This window comes from Streptomyces longwoodensis (genome assembly GCF_001514125.1).
GTDB lineage: Bacteria > Actinomycetota > Actinomycetes > Streptomycetales > Streptomycetaceae > Streptomyces > Streptomyces longwoodensis.
Map to the genome: position 1 here is coordinate 412,253 of NZ_KQ948554.1, position 13,243 is coordinate 425,495.

13 protein-coding genes are annotated in these 13,243 nt (G+C 75.7%); 6 read left to right on the forward strand and 7 right to left on the reverse strand.

The annotated features are described in order from the left end of the window. Positions 1-23: 23 nt before the first annotated feature. Together AQJ30_RS19745 and AQJ30_RS19750 are read right to left on the reverse strand one after the other, a co-directional pair. Positions 24-1,715, reverse strand: coding sequence for a hypothetical protein (locus AQJ30_RS19745; protein WP_067235658.1), 1,692 nt, complete (start codon positions 1,713-1,715; stop codon positions 24-26). A 64-nt stretch (positions 1,716-1,779) separates the two neighbouring features. Then, on the reverse strand, positions 1,780-1,974 hold the full coding sequence (locus tag AQJ30_RS19750; RefSeq protein WP_007380617.1) for a hypothetical protein: 195 nt from the start codon (positions 1,972-1,974) through the stop codon (positions 1,780-1,782). Between the two features lie 266 nt (positions 1,975-2,240). On the opposite strand from AQJ30_RS19750, the gene AQJ30_RS19755 reads away from it, so the two are divergent. The 5 genes from AQJ30_RS19755 to AQJ30_RS19775 all read left to right on the forward strand — a co-directional run bounded on the left by AQJ30_RS19755 (position 2,241) and on the right by AQJ30_RS19775 (position 7,794). After that, positions 2,241-2,633, forward strand: a complete 393-nt coding sequence (locus AQJ30_RS19755) for an ankyrin repeat domain-containing protein (RefSeq protein ID WP_067235661.1) — start codon at positions 2,241-2,243, stop codon at positions 2,631-2,633. A gap of 361 nt (positions 2,634-2,994) precedes the next feature. Beyond that, a complete protein-coding gene (locus AQJ30_RS19760) occupies positions 2,995-4,413 on the forward strand; it encodes a hypothetical protein (RefSeq protein ID WP_067235663.1) in 1,419 nt (472 codons plus the stop codon). A 206-nt stretch (positions 4,414-4,619) separates the two neighbouring features. Beyond that, the gene (locus AQJ30_RS19765; RefSeq protein WP_067235665.1) at positions 4,620-5,747 is read left to right on the forward strand and encodes a glycosyltransferase family 4 protein; all 1,128 of its coding nucleotides are present in this window, start codon (positions 4,620-4,622) and stop codon (positions 5,745-5,747) included. Then, a complete protein-coding gene (locus tag AQJ30_RS19770; protein ID WP_067235668.1) occupies positions 5,744-6,916 on the forward strand; it encodes a glycosyltransferase in 1,173 nt (390 codons plus the stop codon). The genes AQJ30_RS19765 and AQJ30_RS19770 overlap by 4 nt, the downstream gene beginning before the upstream one ends. Further along, positions 6,913-7,794 (forward strand): SGNH/GDSL hydrolase family protein, encoded by an 882-nt coding sequence (locus AQJ30_RS19775; RefSeq protein ID WP_067235671.1) that lies wholly within the window; start codon positions 6,913-6,915, stop codon positions 7,792-7,794. The genes AQJ30_RS19770 and AQJ30_RS19775 overlap by 4 nt, the downstream gene beginning before the upstream one ends. Positions 7,795-7,885: 91 nt before the next feature. On the opposite strand, the gene AQJ30_RS19780 is transcribed toward AQJ30_RS19775, so the two are convergent. From AQJ30_RS19780 to AQJ30_RS19800, 5 genes are read right to left on the reverse strand one after another with little or no spacing between them, the layout of a single operon-like run. Next, positions 7,886-8,755: a 5-oxoprolinase subunit C family protein gene (locus AQJ30_RS19780; protein WP_067235673.1), complete on the reverse strand. Its 870-nt coding sequence runs from the start codon at positions 8,753-8,755 to the stop codon at positions 7,886-7,888. Next, positions 8,752-9,396, reverse strand: a complete 645-nt coding sequence (pxpB, locus tag AQJ30_RS19785) for a 5-oxoprolinase subunit PxpB (protein ID WP_067235676.1) — start codon at positions 9,394-9,396, stop codon at positions 8,752-8,754. Before pxpB ends, AQJ30_RS19780 begins: the two co-directional genes overlap by 4 nt. Before the next feature lie 2 nt (positions 9,397-9,398). After that, positions 9,399-10,157: a LamB/YcsF family protein gene (locus tag AQJ30_RS19790; RefSeq protein ID WP_067235678.1), complete on the reverse strand. Its 759-nt coding sequence runs from the start codon at positions 10,155-10,157 to the stop codon at positions 9,399-9,401. A gap of 20 nt (positions 10,158-10,177) precedes the next feature. Then, complete coding sequence (locus tag AQJ30_RS19795) at positions 10,178-10,999, reverse strand: putative hydro-lyase (protein WP_067235682.1); 822 nt, start codon at positions 10,997-10,999, stop codon at positions 10,178-10,180. Beyond that, positions 10,996-12,291, reverse strand: coding sequence for an MFS transporter (locus tag AQJ30_RS19800; RefSeq protein WP_067235685.1), 1,296 nt, complete (start codon positions 12,289-12,291; stop codon positions 10,996-10,998). Before AQJ30_RS19800 ends, AQJ30_RS19795 begins: the two co-directional genes overlap by 4 nt. A gap of 195 nt (positions 12,292-12,486) precedes the next feature. Between AQJ30_RS19800 and AQJ30_RS19805 the strand changes: the two genes are divergently transcribed. Beyond that, entirely contained in the window at positions 12,487-13,194 is a 708-nt protein-coding gene (locus AQJ30_RS19805; RefSeq protein WP_067235687.1) for a GntR family transcriptional regulator, read from the forward strand. The last annotated feature ends 49 nt before the right edge of the window (positions 13,195-13,243 follow it).

The window sequence follows — 13,243 nt, forward strand, 5'->3', positions numbered from 1 at the left end:
TCGGTCTCGTGAACGGAGCCGCGTCAGGAGGACGTGTCCGCCGGGACCGCCTCGGCGGCCAGCGCGGGTTCGGCCTTGATCAACTCCGGCTTGATCAGGTCCGCCTTGATCAGGTCCGCCTTGATCAGGTCCGGCTCGGCCGTCTCCGACGGCACAGGTTCCGGCGTCGCCGGCTCCGCCTCGGGCAGCGGCTCCTCGTCGGCCGGGGTGCTCTTGGGCGGCAGCAGGTCCAGGACCGCCTGGCGGTGCGCGTCGCTCGTCGCGTCGTCGTAGGGGTCGGGCGTGGCCGGCACCTGGAGCCGGTGCACCGGACCGGTCCCGAGCCGGGCGTACCCCCGCCCCGGTGGCACGTGGTCGACGGGCGTGGTGTGCGGAGGAGCCCCGAGCACGGACTCCAGTTGCTCCGCCGACGCCGGTCCCAGCACGACCCGCGCGCGGGTGTGCTGCCGCACCGGGTCGCTCAGGGCGTCCAACGCGTCGAACTGCTCGGCCACGACGACCGTGACGAACGCGGCGCGCCCGTGCCGCAGCGGCGCCTGGAGGAGTGACTGCGGGTCCTGGCGGCCGTCGGCGGACGCGATGTGCGTGAACGTGGTCGGGCGGTCCAGCAGGATCCACAGGGGGCGCCTGGTGTCGTCCGGCGGGGCCTCGCCGGCCTGCCGGGCGCGGTTGGCGGCGATGAGCCGCCGCTCCGTCTCGCCGGACGCCCACTCCAGCGCGGCCAGCGCCCCGGCCAGGCCCACCTCGACGCCCAGGACGCCGTCCCGGCCGGTCAGGCAGGCGTACTCGCCGGTGCTGCCGCCCTCGACGATGAGGACGTCGCCGTACTGCAGGGCCTGGAGGGCGAGGGAGCGCAGCAGGGTGGAGGTGCCGCTGCCGGGCTGGCCGACCACCAGCAGGTGCGGCTCGGTGGAACGGATGCCGGTGCGCCAGACGACCGGCGGGACGTCGCGCCGCTCCTCGCCGTGGGTGAGCGGGAGCGTGCGCGGGACGCCGCTGGGGTCGGTGAAGCCGAGGACGGTCTCGCCGGGCGCGGTGACGAAGCGCTGGGCGGCGATGTCGGTGGGCAGCGGGGCGAGGACGCTCACGTCGAGTTCGTTGCCCTCCTCGTCCCAGGAGAAGAGGTACTCGCGGCCCCGGCCCGCCTTGGCGCTGAGCAGGTGCTGCACGCGGGCGCGTGCCTCGGGCTCGCCGTCCGGGAAGTACGCCGGGTAGCGGATCGACAGCTGCGCCACGCGGCCGGAGTCGTCGAACTCGTGGGACGGGATGGCCTTCTCCCACTCCCCGCCGTGGGTGTAGAGGGGAGCGGGGTCCTCGGTCGTGGAGAAGAGCGGCACCAGGGCCTCGTAGAGCGCCTGGAGCCGCTGGAGCTGCGACGCGTCGGGGCCCTCGGGCGCCGACGGGGCGCGGTCGCGGCCGTGCCAGGCCGCCGCCGCCATCACGGTGATGACGGCGAGCAGCGGCCCGTACGGCATGAGGGCCACCACCAGGACCGCCGACGCCAGCAGGAACAGCAGTGGCCCGCGCCGGTCCTTGGGGGTCTCCGCCCACCGGCGCCGGCCGGCCCCGGCCAGCCGGCGCATCCCCCGGCTGATGGTGATCAGCGGGTGGAGGACGTCGGTGGCGCTGTCCGCCGCCGTCCGGGCCAGCTCCCGGCTCCGGGCGATCTGCGCGCTGCCTGTGCTCAGGATGCGGGGGAGGGGGCGCCGGGCCACTGCTGTCTCCTGGAGGTGCGTACGGAAGGGACGGTCGGTGGGTGGGACGGCGGGGTGCGCGGCGTCAGAACTTGATGCCGCCGAGGAGGCTCGCCAGGCTCTCGCCGCCGGCCTTGATGCTGGGGGCGATGGCCGTGCTCGCGAGGTAGAAGCCGAACAGGGCCGAGATCAGCGCGTGGGAGGCCTTCAGGCCGTCCTTGCGGAAGAAGATGAAGACGACGATGCCGAGCAGCACGACGCCCGAGATGGACAGGATCATGGGGGATCTCCTGGTGTTCGGTGGGGACAGTCACCATGAGTACTTCCAGGATCACAGGATGTATCTATACGATAAAAGGTGCAACTGAGTGAAATTCGCTGGATTTCACCCTGCTGGGGCAGTGTCGCGCGGCACCGTCGCCCCGACGCGTTGCGGCGGACGGCTTCGTCCGTGATCTTTTGCCTCGAGCGGCGTCCGGCATGTGCCCGACGAGCCAGTACCCTGACGATTCACCCGAACGGTTGCATGGAGAGGTGGTCCGGCCGATGACTGAAGCCCCCGACCCCGAGGTCGTGGAGCTGGCGACCAAGATCTTCGACCTGGCCCGGCGGGGCCGGACGGAGGAACTGGTGGCGTACGTCGACGCGGGCGTGCCGGCGAACCTCACCAACGACCGCGGCGACTCCCTGGTGATGCTGGCCGCCTACCACGGCCACGCCGGGGCCGTCCGCGCGCTCCTCGCGCGCGGCGCCGAGGCGGACCGGATCAACGACCGGGGCCAGACCCCGCTCGCCGGGGCCGTCTTCAAGGGGGAGACGGACGTCATCGAAGCGCTGCTGGAGGCCGGCGCGGACCCCGCGGCCGGCACACCGTCGGCCGTCGACACCGCCCGGATGTTCGGCAAGACCGACCTCCTGGAGCGGTTCGGCGTCCACTGAGCGACGCGCGCCGGGGCCGGCCCCGCGGGGCGGCCGCCGGACGCCGCCGGCCGGGCGCGGACCCGGCATCGGACCAGGCAGGACGACGACCACGGGGGAGGGCGGTACGGGGCCGCCGGAAATTTCGGTCGCGGCAGGGAGAACTGCCGAGTCATCATGACGTCGTGATTCACGGACGCGATGGCTGGGCAGGTGTTGCCGCACCGCGCGGGCCGTGATGCGGCCCGCATGGGCCACCGACGAGAGGCAGGGAGAGATGGTTCGCAGCAAGCAGGAAACGGCGGGCGCCCCGACGTGTTGTCACGCGGCCAGGTAATGCACGTCCCCGGTTGCGTCGACGCTTGATGTGAGGCTGTTTCCCATGTTCGATCCGTTCATAGCGCCCAGCGGTACGCTGCTCGGCCTGCTCCAGCGGGGCCGTGGCGACGGCACACTGCACGCGCTGACCGCCCCGCGCGCCGAGGCGCTCGCGGCCCTGAACCACTGTGTGCTGCGCGACCCCCGCCGCGACTGGCAGGTCGAGAACCGCTCCCTCTACTACGCCCGCCTCTACCTCGACCTCGACGGCGGAGTCGACGACATCGAGGCACACCTGTTCGACGTCGAGGACGCCTTCGACACCGAGGAGTGCCGCACCGGCCTCGCCCTCGCGGTGCTCGGCCACCTGGCCTCCTACGGCCGGCGCGACGCCCTGGAGCTGCTGCGCCGCTATGCCGCGGCCGGCTCCAACTGGGCGTGGGCCCTCGACGAACTCGCCCTGCGCGACGACGACGCCGGCCTGCGCGCCCTCGCCGCCCCGGTGCTGGCCCGCTTCGCGACCGACTCCGAGGGTGAGGCCGAGCTGGCCGCCGCCGTCCGCGACGCCTTCGAGCCACGGCCCTGGCGGCTGTGGGCCGAGGACCCGCGCGAGTACGTCTCGGCACGCGTGCGTGCCGCCCAGGAGGCCGGCTGCTTCGACCGGTGGCAACGGCAGATGCGCTCCGGCGGGCCCCGGCCCGGCTGGAGCGTGCAGGCCGTGTTCGAGTGGGCCCAGCAGGGCCTGGAACGCGGCTCCGCCCTGCACGTCCCCGCCGCCCGCTGCCTCGTGGCCGTGGCCGGCCCCGCGGACCGCCCGGAGATCGTCCGCGCCGCGCAGGACGGCACCGAGGGAGCCCGGTGCACCGCCCTGCGCTACCTCGCCGACAGCAACGACCCCGACGCCCTCGGCCTGATCGAGGCCGCCGTGGCCACGGGCACCACGACCGTGGTGGAGGCCGCCGTCGACGCCTTCGAACGCATGCGCTCCTTCGCCGCCGTCGACCGTGCCCGCGGCTGGGTCCACCGCCGCGACGCCCTCGGCGCCGCCGCCGGACGGATGCTCGCCTGCCGCGGCGCCCGCAAGGACAGCGACCTGGTCCTCGGCGCCCTGCGCGAGGCGGTCCGCGGCGAGGGCTGCGACGCACCGACCCTGTGGACCCTCGTCGACGGCGCCGGACGCCTCGGCATCGTCTGCGCGGCACCCGTCCTGCGCCACATCTACCGGGAGACCGCCTCCTCCCACCTGCGCGGCCGCTGCGCCCGGGCGCTCGCCGCGACCGACCCCTCCTTCCCCACCGGCTTCGCCGTCGAGTGCCTGTGGGACTGCGAGGAGGCCACCCGGGAGATCGCCGCCCGGCACGCCGAGACGGGTGACGCCCGCGTGGTGGAGCGCCTGCGCCGCCTCGCCGCCGACCCCGCCGAGGAGGACGACGTGCAGACCGCCGTCCGCAGCCGCATCGGACCCGACACGACCGCCCGCTGACCTCCCGGGGGTGTCTCCGGCGCCGGGTGCACCCGGGCCGGCGGGTGCACCCGAGCCTGGCGGGTGAACGCGGGACGACCCGTGGGCAGGGCCGGCGTGGACGCCGTCCGACCCGCCCGGGTGCGCAGCGCAACGCTCATGGGACGTTCGGCGTCCGGAAAGATCCACGTTGACGCGGGCACGTCCAGTACGGCGACAACACCCGTATGCGTGTCGTCATCGTGACCGAATCCTTTCCCCCCGACGTGAACGGCGTGGCCCACTGCGCGCTCCAGACCGCCCGGCACCTCGTGGACCGCGGTCACTCCCCGCTCGTCGTCGCGCCGGCCACCCCGGCCGGTCCCGGGCCGGACGCCCTCGCGCCCTGCCCCGTCGTCCGTGTCCCCTCCCTGCCGCTCCCGGGCTACCCCCAGGTCCGCGTCGCCCTCCCCAGCCGACGCGTCACCGCGGCCGTCGCCGAGCACCGGGCCGACCTGGTGCACCTGGCCAGCCCCTTCATCCTCGGCGTGCGCGGCATGGCCGCCGCCGCCCGGCTCGGCCTGCCCGCCGTCGCCGTCTACCAGACCGACCTCGGCGGGTACGCCCGCACCTACATGGGCGTCGGCGAGGCCGCTGCCTGGCGACGGATCCGCTCCGTCCACGCCGCCGCCGACCTCACCCTCGCCCCGTCCAGCGCCGCCCTGCGCGACCTGGAGGAACACGGCGTACCGCGCGTGAAGCTCTGGCCGCGCGGGGTCGACACCGTCCGCTTCCGCCCCGGGCACCGCGACGGGGCCCTGCGCCGCGCCCTCGCCCCGCACGGCGAACTCCTCGTCGGCTACGTCGGCCGGCTCGCCCCCGAGAAGCACGTCGACCTGCTCTCCGGGGTGTGCGGTCTGCCCGGCGTGAAGGTCGTGGTGGTCGGCGACGGGCCCAGTGAGCCCCACCTGACCGAGGCGCTGCCCGGCGCCGCCTTCCTCGGCCGGCGCACCGGCGACGAGCTCGCCCGGATCTTCGCCTCGCTGGACGTCTTCGTGCACACCGGCCCGTTCGAGACGTTCTGCCAGACCGTGCAGGAGGCCATGGCGAGCGGCGTGCCCGTCGTCGCCCCGGCCGCCGGGGGCCCGCTGGACCTGGTCGCTCACGGGCGCACCGGCCTGCTCGTCCCGCCCCACGACGCGTCCGCCGTCCGGGACGCGGTCCGCGCCCTGGCCGCCGACCCCGCCCGGCGCGCCGCCTACGGAGCCGCCGCCCGGGACGCGGTCGAGGGCCGCACCTGGGCCGCGGTCGGCGACCGGCTCCTCGAGCACTACGCCGACGTCCTCGGCGCGCGCCGGCCGGCGGTGGCGGCATGAGGACCGAGGGACTGCGGATCGTCCGCCTCGCCAACTTCGTCGCCCCCGCCTCGGGCGGCCTGCGCACGGCCCTGCGGGAACTCGGCAAGGGCTTCCGGGCCGCCGGCCACGAGCCGGTCCTCGTCGTGCCGGGCGACCGCCCCGACGACCGCGACACCGAGCAGGGCCGGGTCATCACCCTGCCGGGACCGCTGCTGCCGGGCACCGGCGGTTACCGCGTGCTGACCGACCGGCGGCGCGTCGCCGCCCTCCTCGCCGACCTCGCCCCGGACCGCCTGGAGGTCTCCGACCGCACCACCCTGCGCTGGACGGGCACCTGGGCGCGGCGCGCCCGGGTCCCCGCCGTGATGGTCTCCCACGAGACCGCCGACGGCGTCCTGCGCACCTGGGGCGTCCCGGAGGCCGCCGCCCGGCGTGCCGCCGACGCGCTCAACGTCCGTACGGCGCACGCCTACGCGCGCGTGGTGTGCACCACCGAGTTCGCCGAGCGGGAGTTCGTGCGCATCGGCGCCCGCAACGTGGTGCGGGCCCCGCTCGGCGTCGACCTCGTCGAGCGGCACCCCGCGCTGCGCGAGCCGGGCCTGCGGGCGCGGTACGCGCGTGCCGACCAGGTGCTGCTGGTGACCTGCACCCGGCTGTCCGTCGAGAAGCGGCCCGGCACCGCACTCGACGCCCTGGAGGCGCTGCTGGCCCGCGGGACCCGGGCCGTGCTGGTCGTCGCCGGGGACGGGCCGCTGCGCCCGCGCCTGGAACAGCGGGCCCGGGAGCGGCGGCTGCCGGTCACCTTCCTCGGGCACCTCTCCGACCGGCAGGCCCTCGGCGCGCTCCAGGCGAGTGCCGACGTCTGCCTCGCCCCGGGGCCCGCGGAGACGTTCGGGCTCGCCGCGCTGGAGGCCATGGCGTGCGGTACGCCCGTCGTGGTCAGCGCCTCCTCCGCGCTGCCCGAGGTGATCGGCTCCGCGGGCGCCACCGCCGTCGACCGGGGCGGGGCCTTCGCGGACGCCGTCGAGGCCTTGCTGGACACCCCGGAACGGGCCCGGCGCGAGGCCGCACGCGCGCGTGCCGAGTGCTTCGGCTGGGACACCGCGGTCGCCGCGTTCCTGGCCGCGCACGACGCCGCCGTGCCGCACCGGCCCGCCCGCCCCATCGTGTCCGGGAGCCCGGGATGAGCCCCGTGCGCTTCGTGGCGCTCGGGGACTCGCTGACCGAGGGGGTGGGCGACCCCACGGGCGACGGGTGGCGCGGCTGGGCCGCGCTGCTCGCCAGCGGACTCGGCGCCGGCCCCGGGGCGCCGGTGCGGTTCACCAACCTCGCCGTCAGCGGGGCGCAGACGCGCGACGTGCTGGAGCGCCAGCTCCCGGCCGCGCTCGGCCTGCGCCCCGAGGTCGCGGCCGTGGTGGTCGGCGTCAACGACACCCTGCGCCGCACCTTCGACATCCACGCCGTCACCGCCCGGCTCGACCGCGTGTACGGCGCCCTCGCCGGGCAGGGCGCGGTGCTGCTCACCGCCTGTCTGCCCGACCCGGGCGACGTCCTGGGCCTGCCGGGCGCGCTGGCCCGCCCGCTGGCCCGGCGGCAGCAGGCGGTCAACACCGTCGTGTACGCCCTGTCCGAGCGGTACGGCGCCGTCCACCTGCACGCCGCGGAGGGCGCCTGGGTCACCGACCGCGCCCTGTGGAGCGCGGACCGGCTGCACCCCGGTGAGCGCGGGCACCGGCAACTGGCCCTGCGCTTCCACGCCCTCCTGGCCGAGGCGGGCCTCGCGCGCGGCGCCGCGCCGTCGGCCGAGCCGGAGTTCCCGGTCCCGACCCGGGCGGCGAGCCTGCGGTGGCTGGCGACGGCGGGGACGGGCTGGGTGCTGCGCCGGTGCACCGACCTGCTGCCCAACCTGCTCACCCTGGCCGCCGACGAGGTGCGCCACCGGGCCCGCGGCACCAGTGCTCACCTGGACCTGCGGGCGAGCGCCGCGGTGTCGGCCGCGCTGGCGGCGGTGACGGTGCCGGAGCGGGGGGCGCGGCGGAGGGGGGCGGCGACGGGGGTGGCGTAGGAGAGGCGGAGGGGCGCGTCGGGGCGGGGACCGTGGCCGGGTGGCCGGGTGGCCGGGTGGCCGGGTGGCCCGGGGCTCGCCGTTCGGCCGCTCACCGGTGGCGCACCGCCACGAAGCGGAGCGGGGTGCCCGGGGCCGCCTGGGCCGCCGCGGGCAGGTCGGCGGCGCGGACCACGCCGATCACCGGGTAGCCGCCGGTCGTGGGGTGGTCGGCGAGGAACACCACGGGTCGGCCGTCAGGGGGCACCTGGACGGCGCCCAGGACCATGCCCTCGCTGGCCAGCTCGCCGGTCAGGGCCCGTTCCAGCGCGGGGCCCTCGGTGCGCAGCCCGATGCGGTTGCCGGCGGAGGACACGCGGTACGCGCGCGTGGTGAAGTCGCGCACCGCCCGCCGCGTGAACCAGTCGTCGCGCGGACCGAGGGTGACGCGCAGGACGAGCTCGGCCGGGGGAGCGGGCTGGGGTGCGACGTCCACGCGCGCGGGGGACGGCACCCGGCACCCCAGCGGGAGCACCGCCCCGTCGGACAGCGGCGGGGGCCCGAGCCCCGACAGCAGGTCGGTGGAGCGGCTGCCGAGCACGCGCTCGACGGCCACGCCCCCGCCGACGGCGACGTAAGCGCGCACCCCGGACGTCGCCGTGCCCACGTCCAGCAGCGCCCCGGCGGGCACGCGGACGGGCGCGCCCCACGCCACCGGACGCCCGTCCACGGTGACCGGACAGGGCGCGCCGCCCACCGCGACGGTCACCTCGCACCGCGGGCGCAGGGCGCAGCCGGTGAGCGTGGTCTCCAGGACGGCCGCCCCGGGATGGTTGCCCACCAGCCGGTTGACCAGCGCGGCGGCCGGTGCGTCCAGGGCGCCGGAGCGCGGCACGCCCAGGTGCGCGTGGCCGGGCCGGCCCCGGTCCTGGACGGTGGTGAGGGCCCCCGCGCGGACGACGGCGAGCGCACGGTCGGTCATCCGCCCGCCCCCCGCTCCGCCGCGGAATCCGCCGCCCGGCCGACGAACCGCACGCGCGTGCCCGGCGACAGCAGCGCCGCCGGTACGCGCGCGACGTCCCACAGCACCGCGTGCGTGGTGCCGATCAGCTGCCAGCCGCCCGGGGAGGAGCGCGGGTAGACGCCCGTGTACGGCCCGGCGAGCGCCACCGCGCCGGCCGGCACGGCGGTGCGCGGAGTCGAGCGGCGCGGCACGTCGTAGCGCGGCGGCAGACCGGTCAGGTAGCCGAAGCCGGGCGCGAAGCCGCAGAAGGCGACCCGGTACTCGTGACCGGCGTGGATCCGCGCCACCTCCTCCTCGGCGACCCCCCAGTGCGCGGCGACCTCGGCCAGGTCCGGTCCGTCGTAGCGCACGGGAATCTCCACCACGTCGCCCTCGCGCGCGGGGGCGGGCGGTACGTCGGAGGCGAGCAGTTCGCGGGCGAGGCGGGCCGGGTCGGCGACGCCGTCGAGCAGGACCGTGCGCGCGGCCGGGACGATCTCCCGGGCCGCCAGCAGGCCTTCGCCCCGGCGCCGCACCAGCTCCGCGTGGAGGGCCTGCGCCTCGGCGCCGGAGGCCAGTTCCACGAGGAGCGCGTCGTCGCCCACGGGCAGCACCCTCATGCTCATGCGAACGCCTCGACCCGTACGCCCGATTCCTCCAGCCGCCGCCGCACCCGGCGCGCGAGGTCCACCGCGCCGGGCGTGTCGCCGTGCACGCACAGGGACCGCGCGCGTACCTCGACCGGGGCGCCCGACCGGGCGGTGACCCGGCCGTGGCACGCCAGGCCCACCGAGCGCTCCACCACGGCAGCCGGGTCCTCGACGACGGCGCCCTCCTGCCCGCGCGGCACCAGCGTCCCCGCGTCGGTGTACGCGCGGTCCGCGAACGCCTCCGGGACGGCGCCCAGGCCCGCCTTCCCGGCCAGGTCCAGCAGCCGGGAGCCGGGCAGCCCCAGCACCGGCAGCGCCGGACCGGCCAGGAGCACGCCCTCGACCACGGCGGCGGCCTGTTCCTCGTCGCGCACCACCCGGTTGTACAGCGCGCCGTGCGGCTTGACGTACGCCACGCGCGCGCCGGCCGCGCGGGCGAACACCTCCAGGGCGCCGATCTGGTAGGCCACCTCGGCCGCCAGCTCGGCGGACGGCACGTCCATGGCGCGCCGCCCGAACCCGGCCAGGTCCCGGTAGGAGACCTGCGCGCCGATCGTCACGCCCCGCTCGGCGGCCAGCGCGCACACCCGGCGCATGGTGGCCGCGTCCCCGGCGTGGAAGCCGCACGCCACGTTGGCACTGGTGACGACGGACAGCAGCCCCTCGTCGTCGGTGAGCCGCCAGCGGCCGAAGCCCTCACCGAGGTCGGCGTTCAGATCGATCGCGCTCATGGTGTCATCGTGTCTCCTGCTCAGGCGACGCGGTACTGCTCGTCGCGGGCGTCGGTGAGGAACATCTGTCCCGGCGCGTGCGTGAGGGCGAACGGCGGCCGGGAGGCCATGACCGCCGCCTGCGGGGTCACACCGCAGGCCCAGAACACCGGGATGTCGTCCGGCTCGGCGTCCACCGGGTCGCCGAAGTCGGGCCGGCCGAGGTCCTCGATGCCCAGCGCCGACGGGTCGCCGCAGTGCACGGGGCCGCCGTGCACCGCCGGGAGCAGACTGCTCTCCCGGATCGCCGCCTCCAGGTGCCGCGGCGGCACCGGACGCATCGAGACCACCATCGGGCCGTGCAGCCGCCCCGCCGCACGGCACTGACGGTCCGTCACGTACATCGGGACGTTGCGGCCCTGCTCGACGTGCCGGACCGGCACGCCGGCCCGGCCCAGGGCCCACTCGAACGTGAAGCTGCACCCGAGCAGGAACGTCACCAGGTCGTCCCGCCAGTACGCGCGCACGTCCGTCGGCTCGTCCACCAGCCGGCCGTCCCGCCACACCCGGTAGCGCGGCAGGTCGGTGCGCAGGTCGGCGTCGTCGGCCAGCACGGTCGACCAGGAACCGGCGTCGGTGACGTCGAGCACCGGACAGGGCTTGGGGTTGCGCTGGCAGAACAGCAGCATGTCGTACGCCCAGTCCTGGGGCACCGAGATCAGGTTGACCTGGGTGTGGCCCGCCGCCACCCCGGCCGTGGGGCCGGTCAGGCCCTCCCGGAAGCGGGCCCGGGCGTCCTTGGGGCTCCACGCGTGCGCGTGCTCGTCCACGAGGGTCACCGGGCGGTCGTCCGTGCGGTTCACACCAGCTCCTTCCCGCGCGTCTCGGGCAGGCCGAGCAGCGCCAGTGCGGCGATCGCGTAGCCGATCGCGCCGAAGACCAGCGCGCCGCCCACGCCCCAGCTGTCGGCCAGGAAACCGACGGTGGTGGGGAAGACGGCGCCGACCGCGCGCCCGGTGTTGTAGGTGAAGCCCTGACCGGTGCCGCGCACGGCGGTCGGGTACAGCTCGCTCAGGTAGGACCCGAACCCGCTGAAGATCGCCGACATGCAGAACCCGAGCGGGAAGCCGAGCACCAGCAGCAGCGAGTCGGCACCGGCCGGGATGTTCGCGTACGCCAGGACGCACACCGCCGACAGCAGCGCGAACAGCCAGATGTTGCGGCGCCGGCCCAGCCGGTCGGTGAGGTACCCGCCGGTCAGGTAGCCGAGGAAGGCGCCCGAGATCAGGAACGTGAGGTAGCCGCCGGTGCCCACCACGGACAGGCCGCGCTCGGACTTCAGGTACGTCGGCACCCAGGTCGCGAGCGTGTAGTAGCCGCCCTGGACGCCGGTGGAGAGCAGTCCCGCGAACACGGTCGTGCGCAGCAGCGGCCCGCGGAAGATCGCCGTGAACGAGCCCTTCTCCGCGCTCCGTTCGCGCGCGGCGGTGGCCTCCGGCGCGTCCTCGACGCGCCGTCGGACCCACACGACGAGCAGCGCGGGCAGCGCGCCCGTCCAGAACATCACCCGCCAGGCGAGGTCGTCGCCGCAGAACGAGAAGACCAGCGTGTACACGATCGCCGCGAGCCCCCAGCCGACGGCCCAGGAGCTCTGGATCGCCCCGAGGGTACGGCCGCGGTGGCGCGCGCTCGCGTACTCGGCGACCAGGATCGCGCCGACCGCCCACTCGCCGCCGAAGCCGAGGCCCTGAAGGGCGCGGAAGACCAGCAGGGTCTCGTAGGTGGGGGCGAAGCCGCAGGCCACGGTGAAGACGGCGTAGGTCACCACCGTGATCATCAGGGCCCGCACCCGGCCGATCCGGTCGGCCACCACACCGGCGAGGGCGCCGCCGATCGCCGAGACGACGAGGGTCACGGTGGTGAACAGGCCGGTCTGACCGCTGTCGAGCCCGAAGTGGGCCGCCAGGGCGACCATGCTCAACGGCAGGGTGAAGTAGTCGTACGAGTCCAGCGCATAGCCGCCGAACGCGCCGGCGAAGGCGCGCCGGCCGCGCGGACCGAGGGCGCGCAGCCAGCCGAACGCGCCTGGTGCGTCGGCGTGTTCGCCAGCCGGTGGGTGGGAGGTCACGGTCGGGGACGGAGGGGTCGTGCTCATGGAAGCACCTCGCAGAGGGATGACGGAGGGTGCGGGAGTGAGCCGGGCCGTGCAGGGGCGCCGCGGCCTTCCGGCCTTGCGGCCTTCCGGTCTTCCGTGGGGACGGGGCGCCGTGGTCAGCAACGTAGAGGATCGTTGAACGATCCTTCAATACCCCCGTTGTCTCGTTCCCCGGTCTGCGATTGAATTCCGGGCATGGCAGAGCAGCTGGCGGGACTGGCCGACGACCGAGCCCTCCTGGGGCGCACCAGCACGGCCGAGCGCGTCGCCGACATCCTCCGGAGCCGCGTGGCCGAGGGCTACTTCCCGCCGGGCACCCGCCTGTCGGAGGACAGCATCGGCGGCGCACTCGGGGTGTCCCGCAACACCCTGCGCGAGGCGTTCCGGCTGCTCACCCACGAGCGGCTGCTGGTCCACGAGCTGAACCGGGGCGTGTTCGTGCGCGTCCTGACCGTGGACGACGTCGAGGACATCTACCGCACGCGCGCGTTGGTCGAGTGCGCGGTGGTCCGGGGGCTCGGCGAGCCGCCGTACGCGCTCGACCGCCTCGCCGGAGCGGTCGCCGAGGGGGAGCGGGCGGTGCGCGAAGGTGACTGGAAAACGCTGGGTACCGCGAACATCCACTTCCACCGGGAGCTGGTCGCGCTGGCGGGCAGCGAACGCACCGACGAGCTGATGCGCAGCGTCTTCGCCGAACTCCGCCTGGCCTTCCACGTGGTGGACGACCCGCGTCGGCTGCACGAGCCGTACCTGGCCCGCAACCAGCAGATCCTCCAGGCCCTCGTGGCCGGTGAGAAGGACCGGGCCGAGGAACTGCTCGCCGTGTACCTCGGTGACTCGCTGGAACGGGTGGTCGAGGTGTACCGGCGCCGGGTGGGCGAGGAGGGGGCGGGGGCCGGCTGAGCGGAAGCGAGGAGAGTGCGGGAGCCGGCTGAGCGGATGCGAGGTGCGG

What these genes read in the sequence shown, in the direction of transcription:
- AQJ30_RS19805 (WP_067235687.1), top strand. Translation starts at nt 12,487, where the DNA reads ATGGCAGAGCAGCTGGCGGGACTGGCCGACGACCGAGCCCTCCTGGGG.
- AQJ30_RS19765 (WP_067235665.1), top strand. Translation starts at nt 4,620, where the DNA reads ATGCGTGTCGTCATCGTGACCGAATCCTTTCCCCCCGACGTGAACGGC.
- AQJ30_RS19775 (WP_067235671.1), top strand. Translation starts at nt 6,913, where the DNA reads ATGAGCCCCGTGCGCTTCGTGGCGCTCGGGGACTCGCTGACCGAGGGG.
- AQJ30_RS19780 (WP_067235673.1), bottom strand. Translation starts at nt 8,755, where the DNA reads ATGACCGACCGTGCGCTCGCCGTCGTCCGCGCGGGGGCCCTCACCACC.
- AQJ30_RS19750 (WP_007380617.1), bottom strand. Translation starts at nt 1,974, where the DNA reads ATGATCCTGTCCATCTCGGGCGTCGTGCTGCTCGGCATCGTCGTCTTC.
- AQJ30_RS19755 (WP_067235661.1), top strand. Translation starts at nt 2,241, where the DNA reads ATGACTGAAGCCCCCGACCCCGAGGTCGTGGAGCTGGCGACCAAGATC.
- pxpB (WP_067235676.1), bottom strand. Translation starts at nt 9,396, where the DNA reads ATGAGGGTGCTGCCCGTGGGCGACGACGCGCTCCTCGTGGAACTGGCC.
- AQJ30_RS19790 (WP_067235678.1), bottom strand. Translation starts at nt 10,157, where the DNA reads ATGAGCGCGATCGATCTGAACGCCGACCTCGGTGAGGGCTTCGGCCGC.
- AQJ30_RS19760 (WP_067235663.1), top strand. Translation starts at nt 2,995, where the DNA reads ATGTTCGATCCGTTCATAGCGCCCAGCGGTACGCTGCTCGGCCTGCTC.
- AQJ30_RS19770 (WP_067235668.1), top strand. Translation starts at nt 5,744, where the DNA reads ATGAGGACCGAGGGACTGCGGATCGTCCGCCTCGCCAACTTCGTCGCC.
- AQJ30_RS19800 (WP_067235685.1), bottom strand. Translation starts at nt 12,291, where the DNA reads ATGAGCACGACCCCTCCGTCCCCGACCGTGACCTCCCACCCACCGGCT.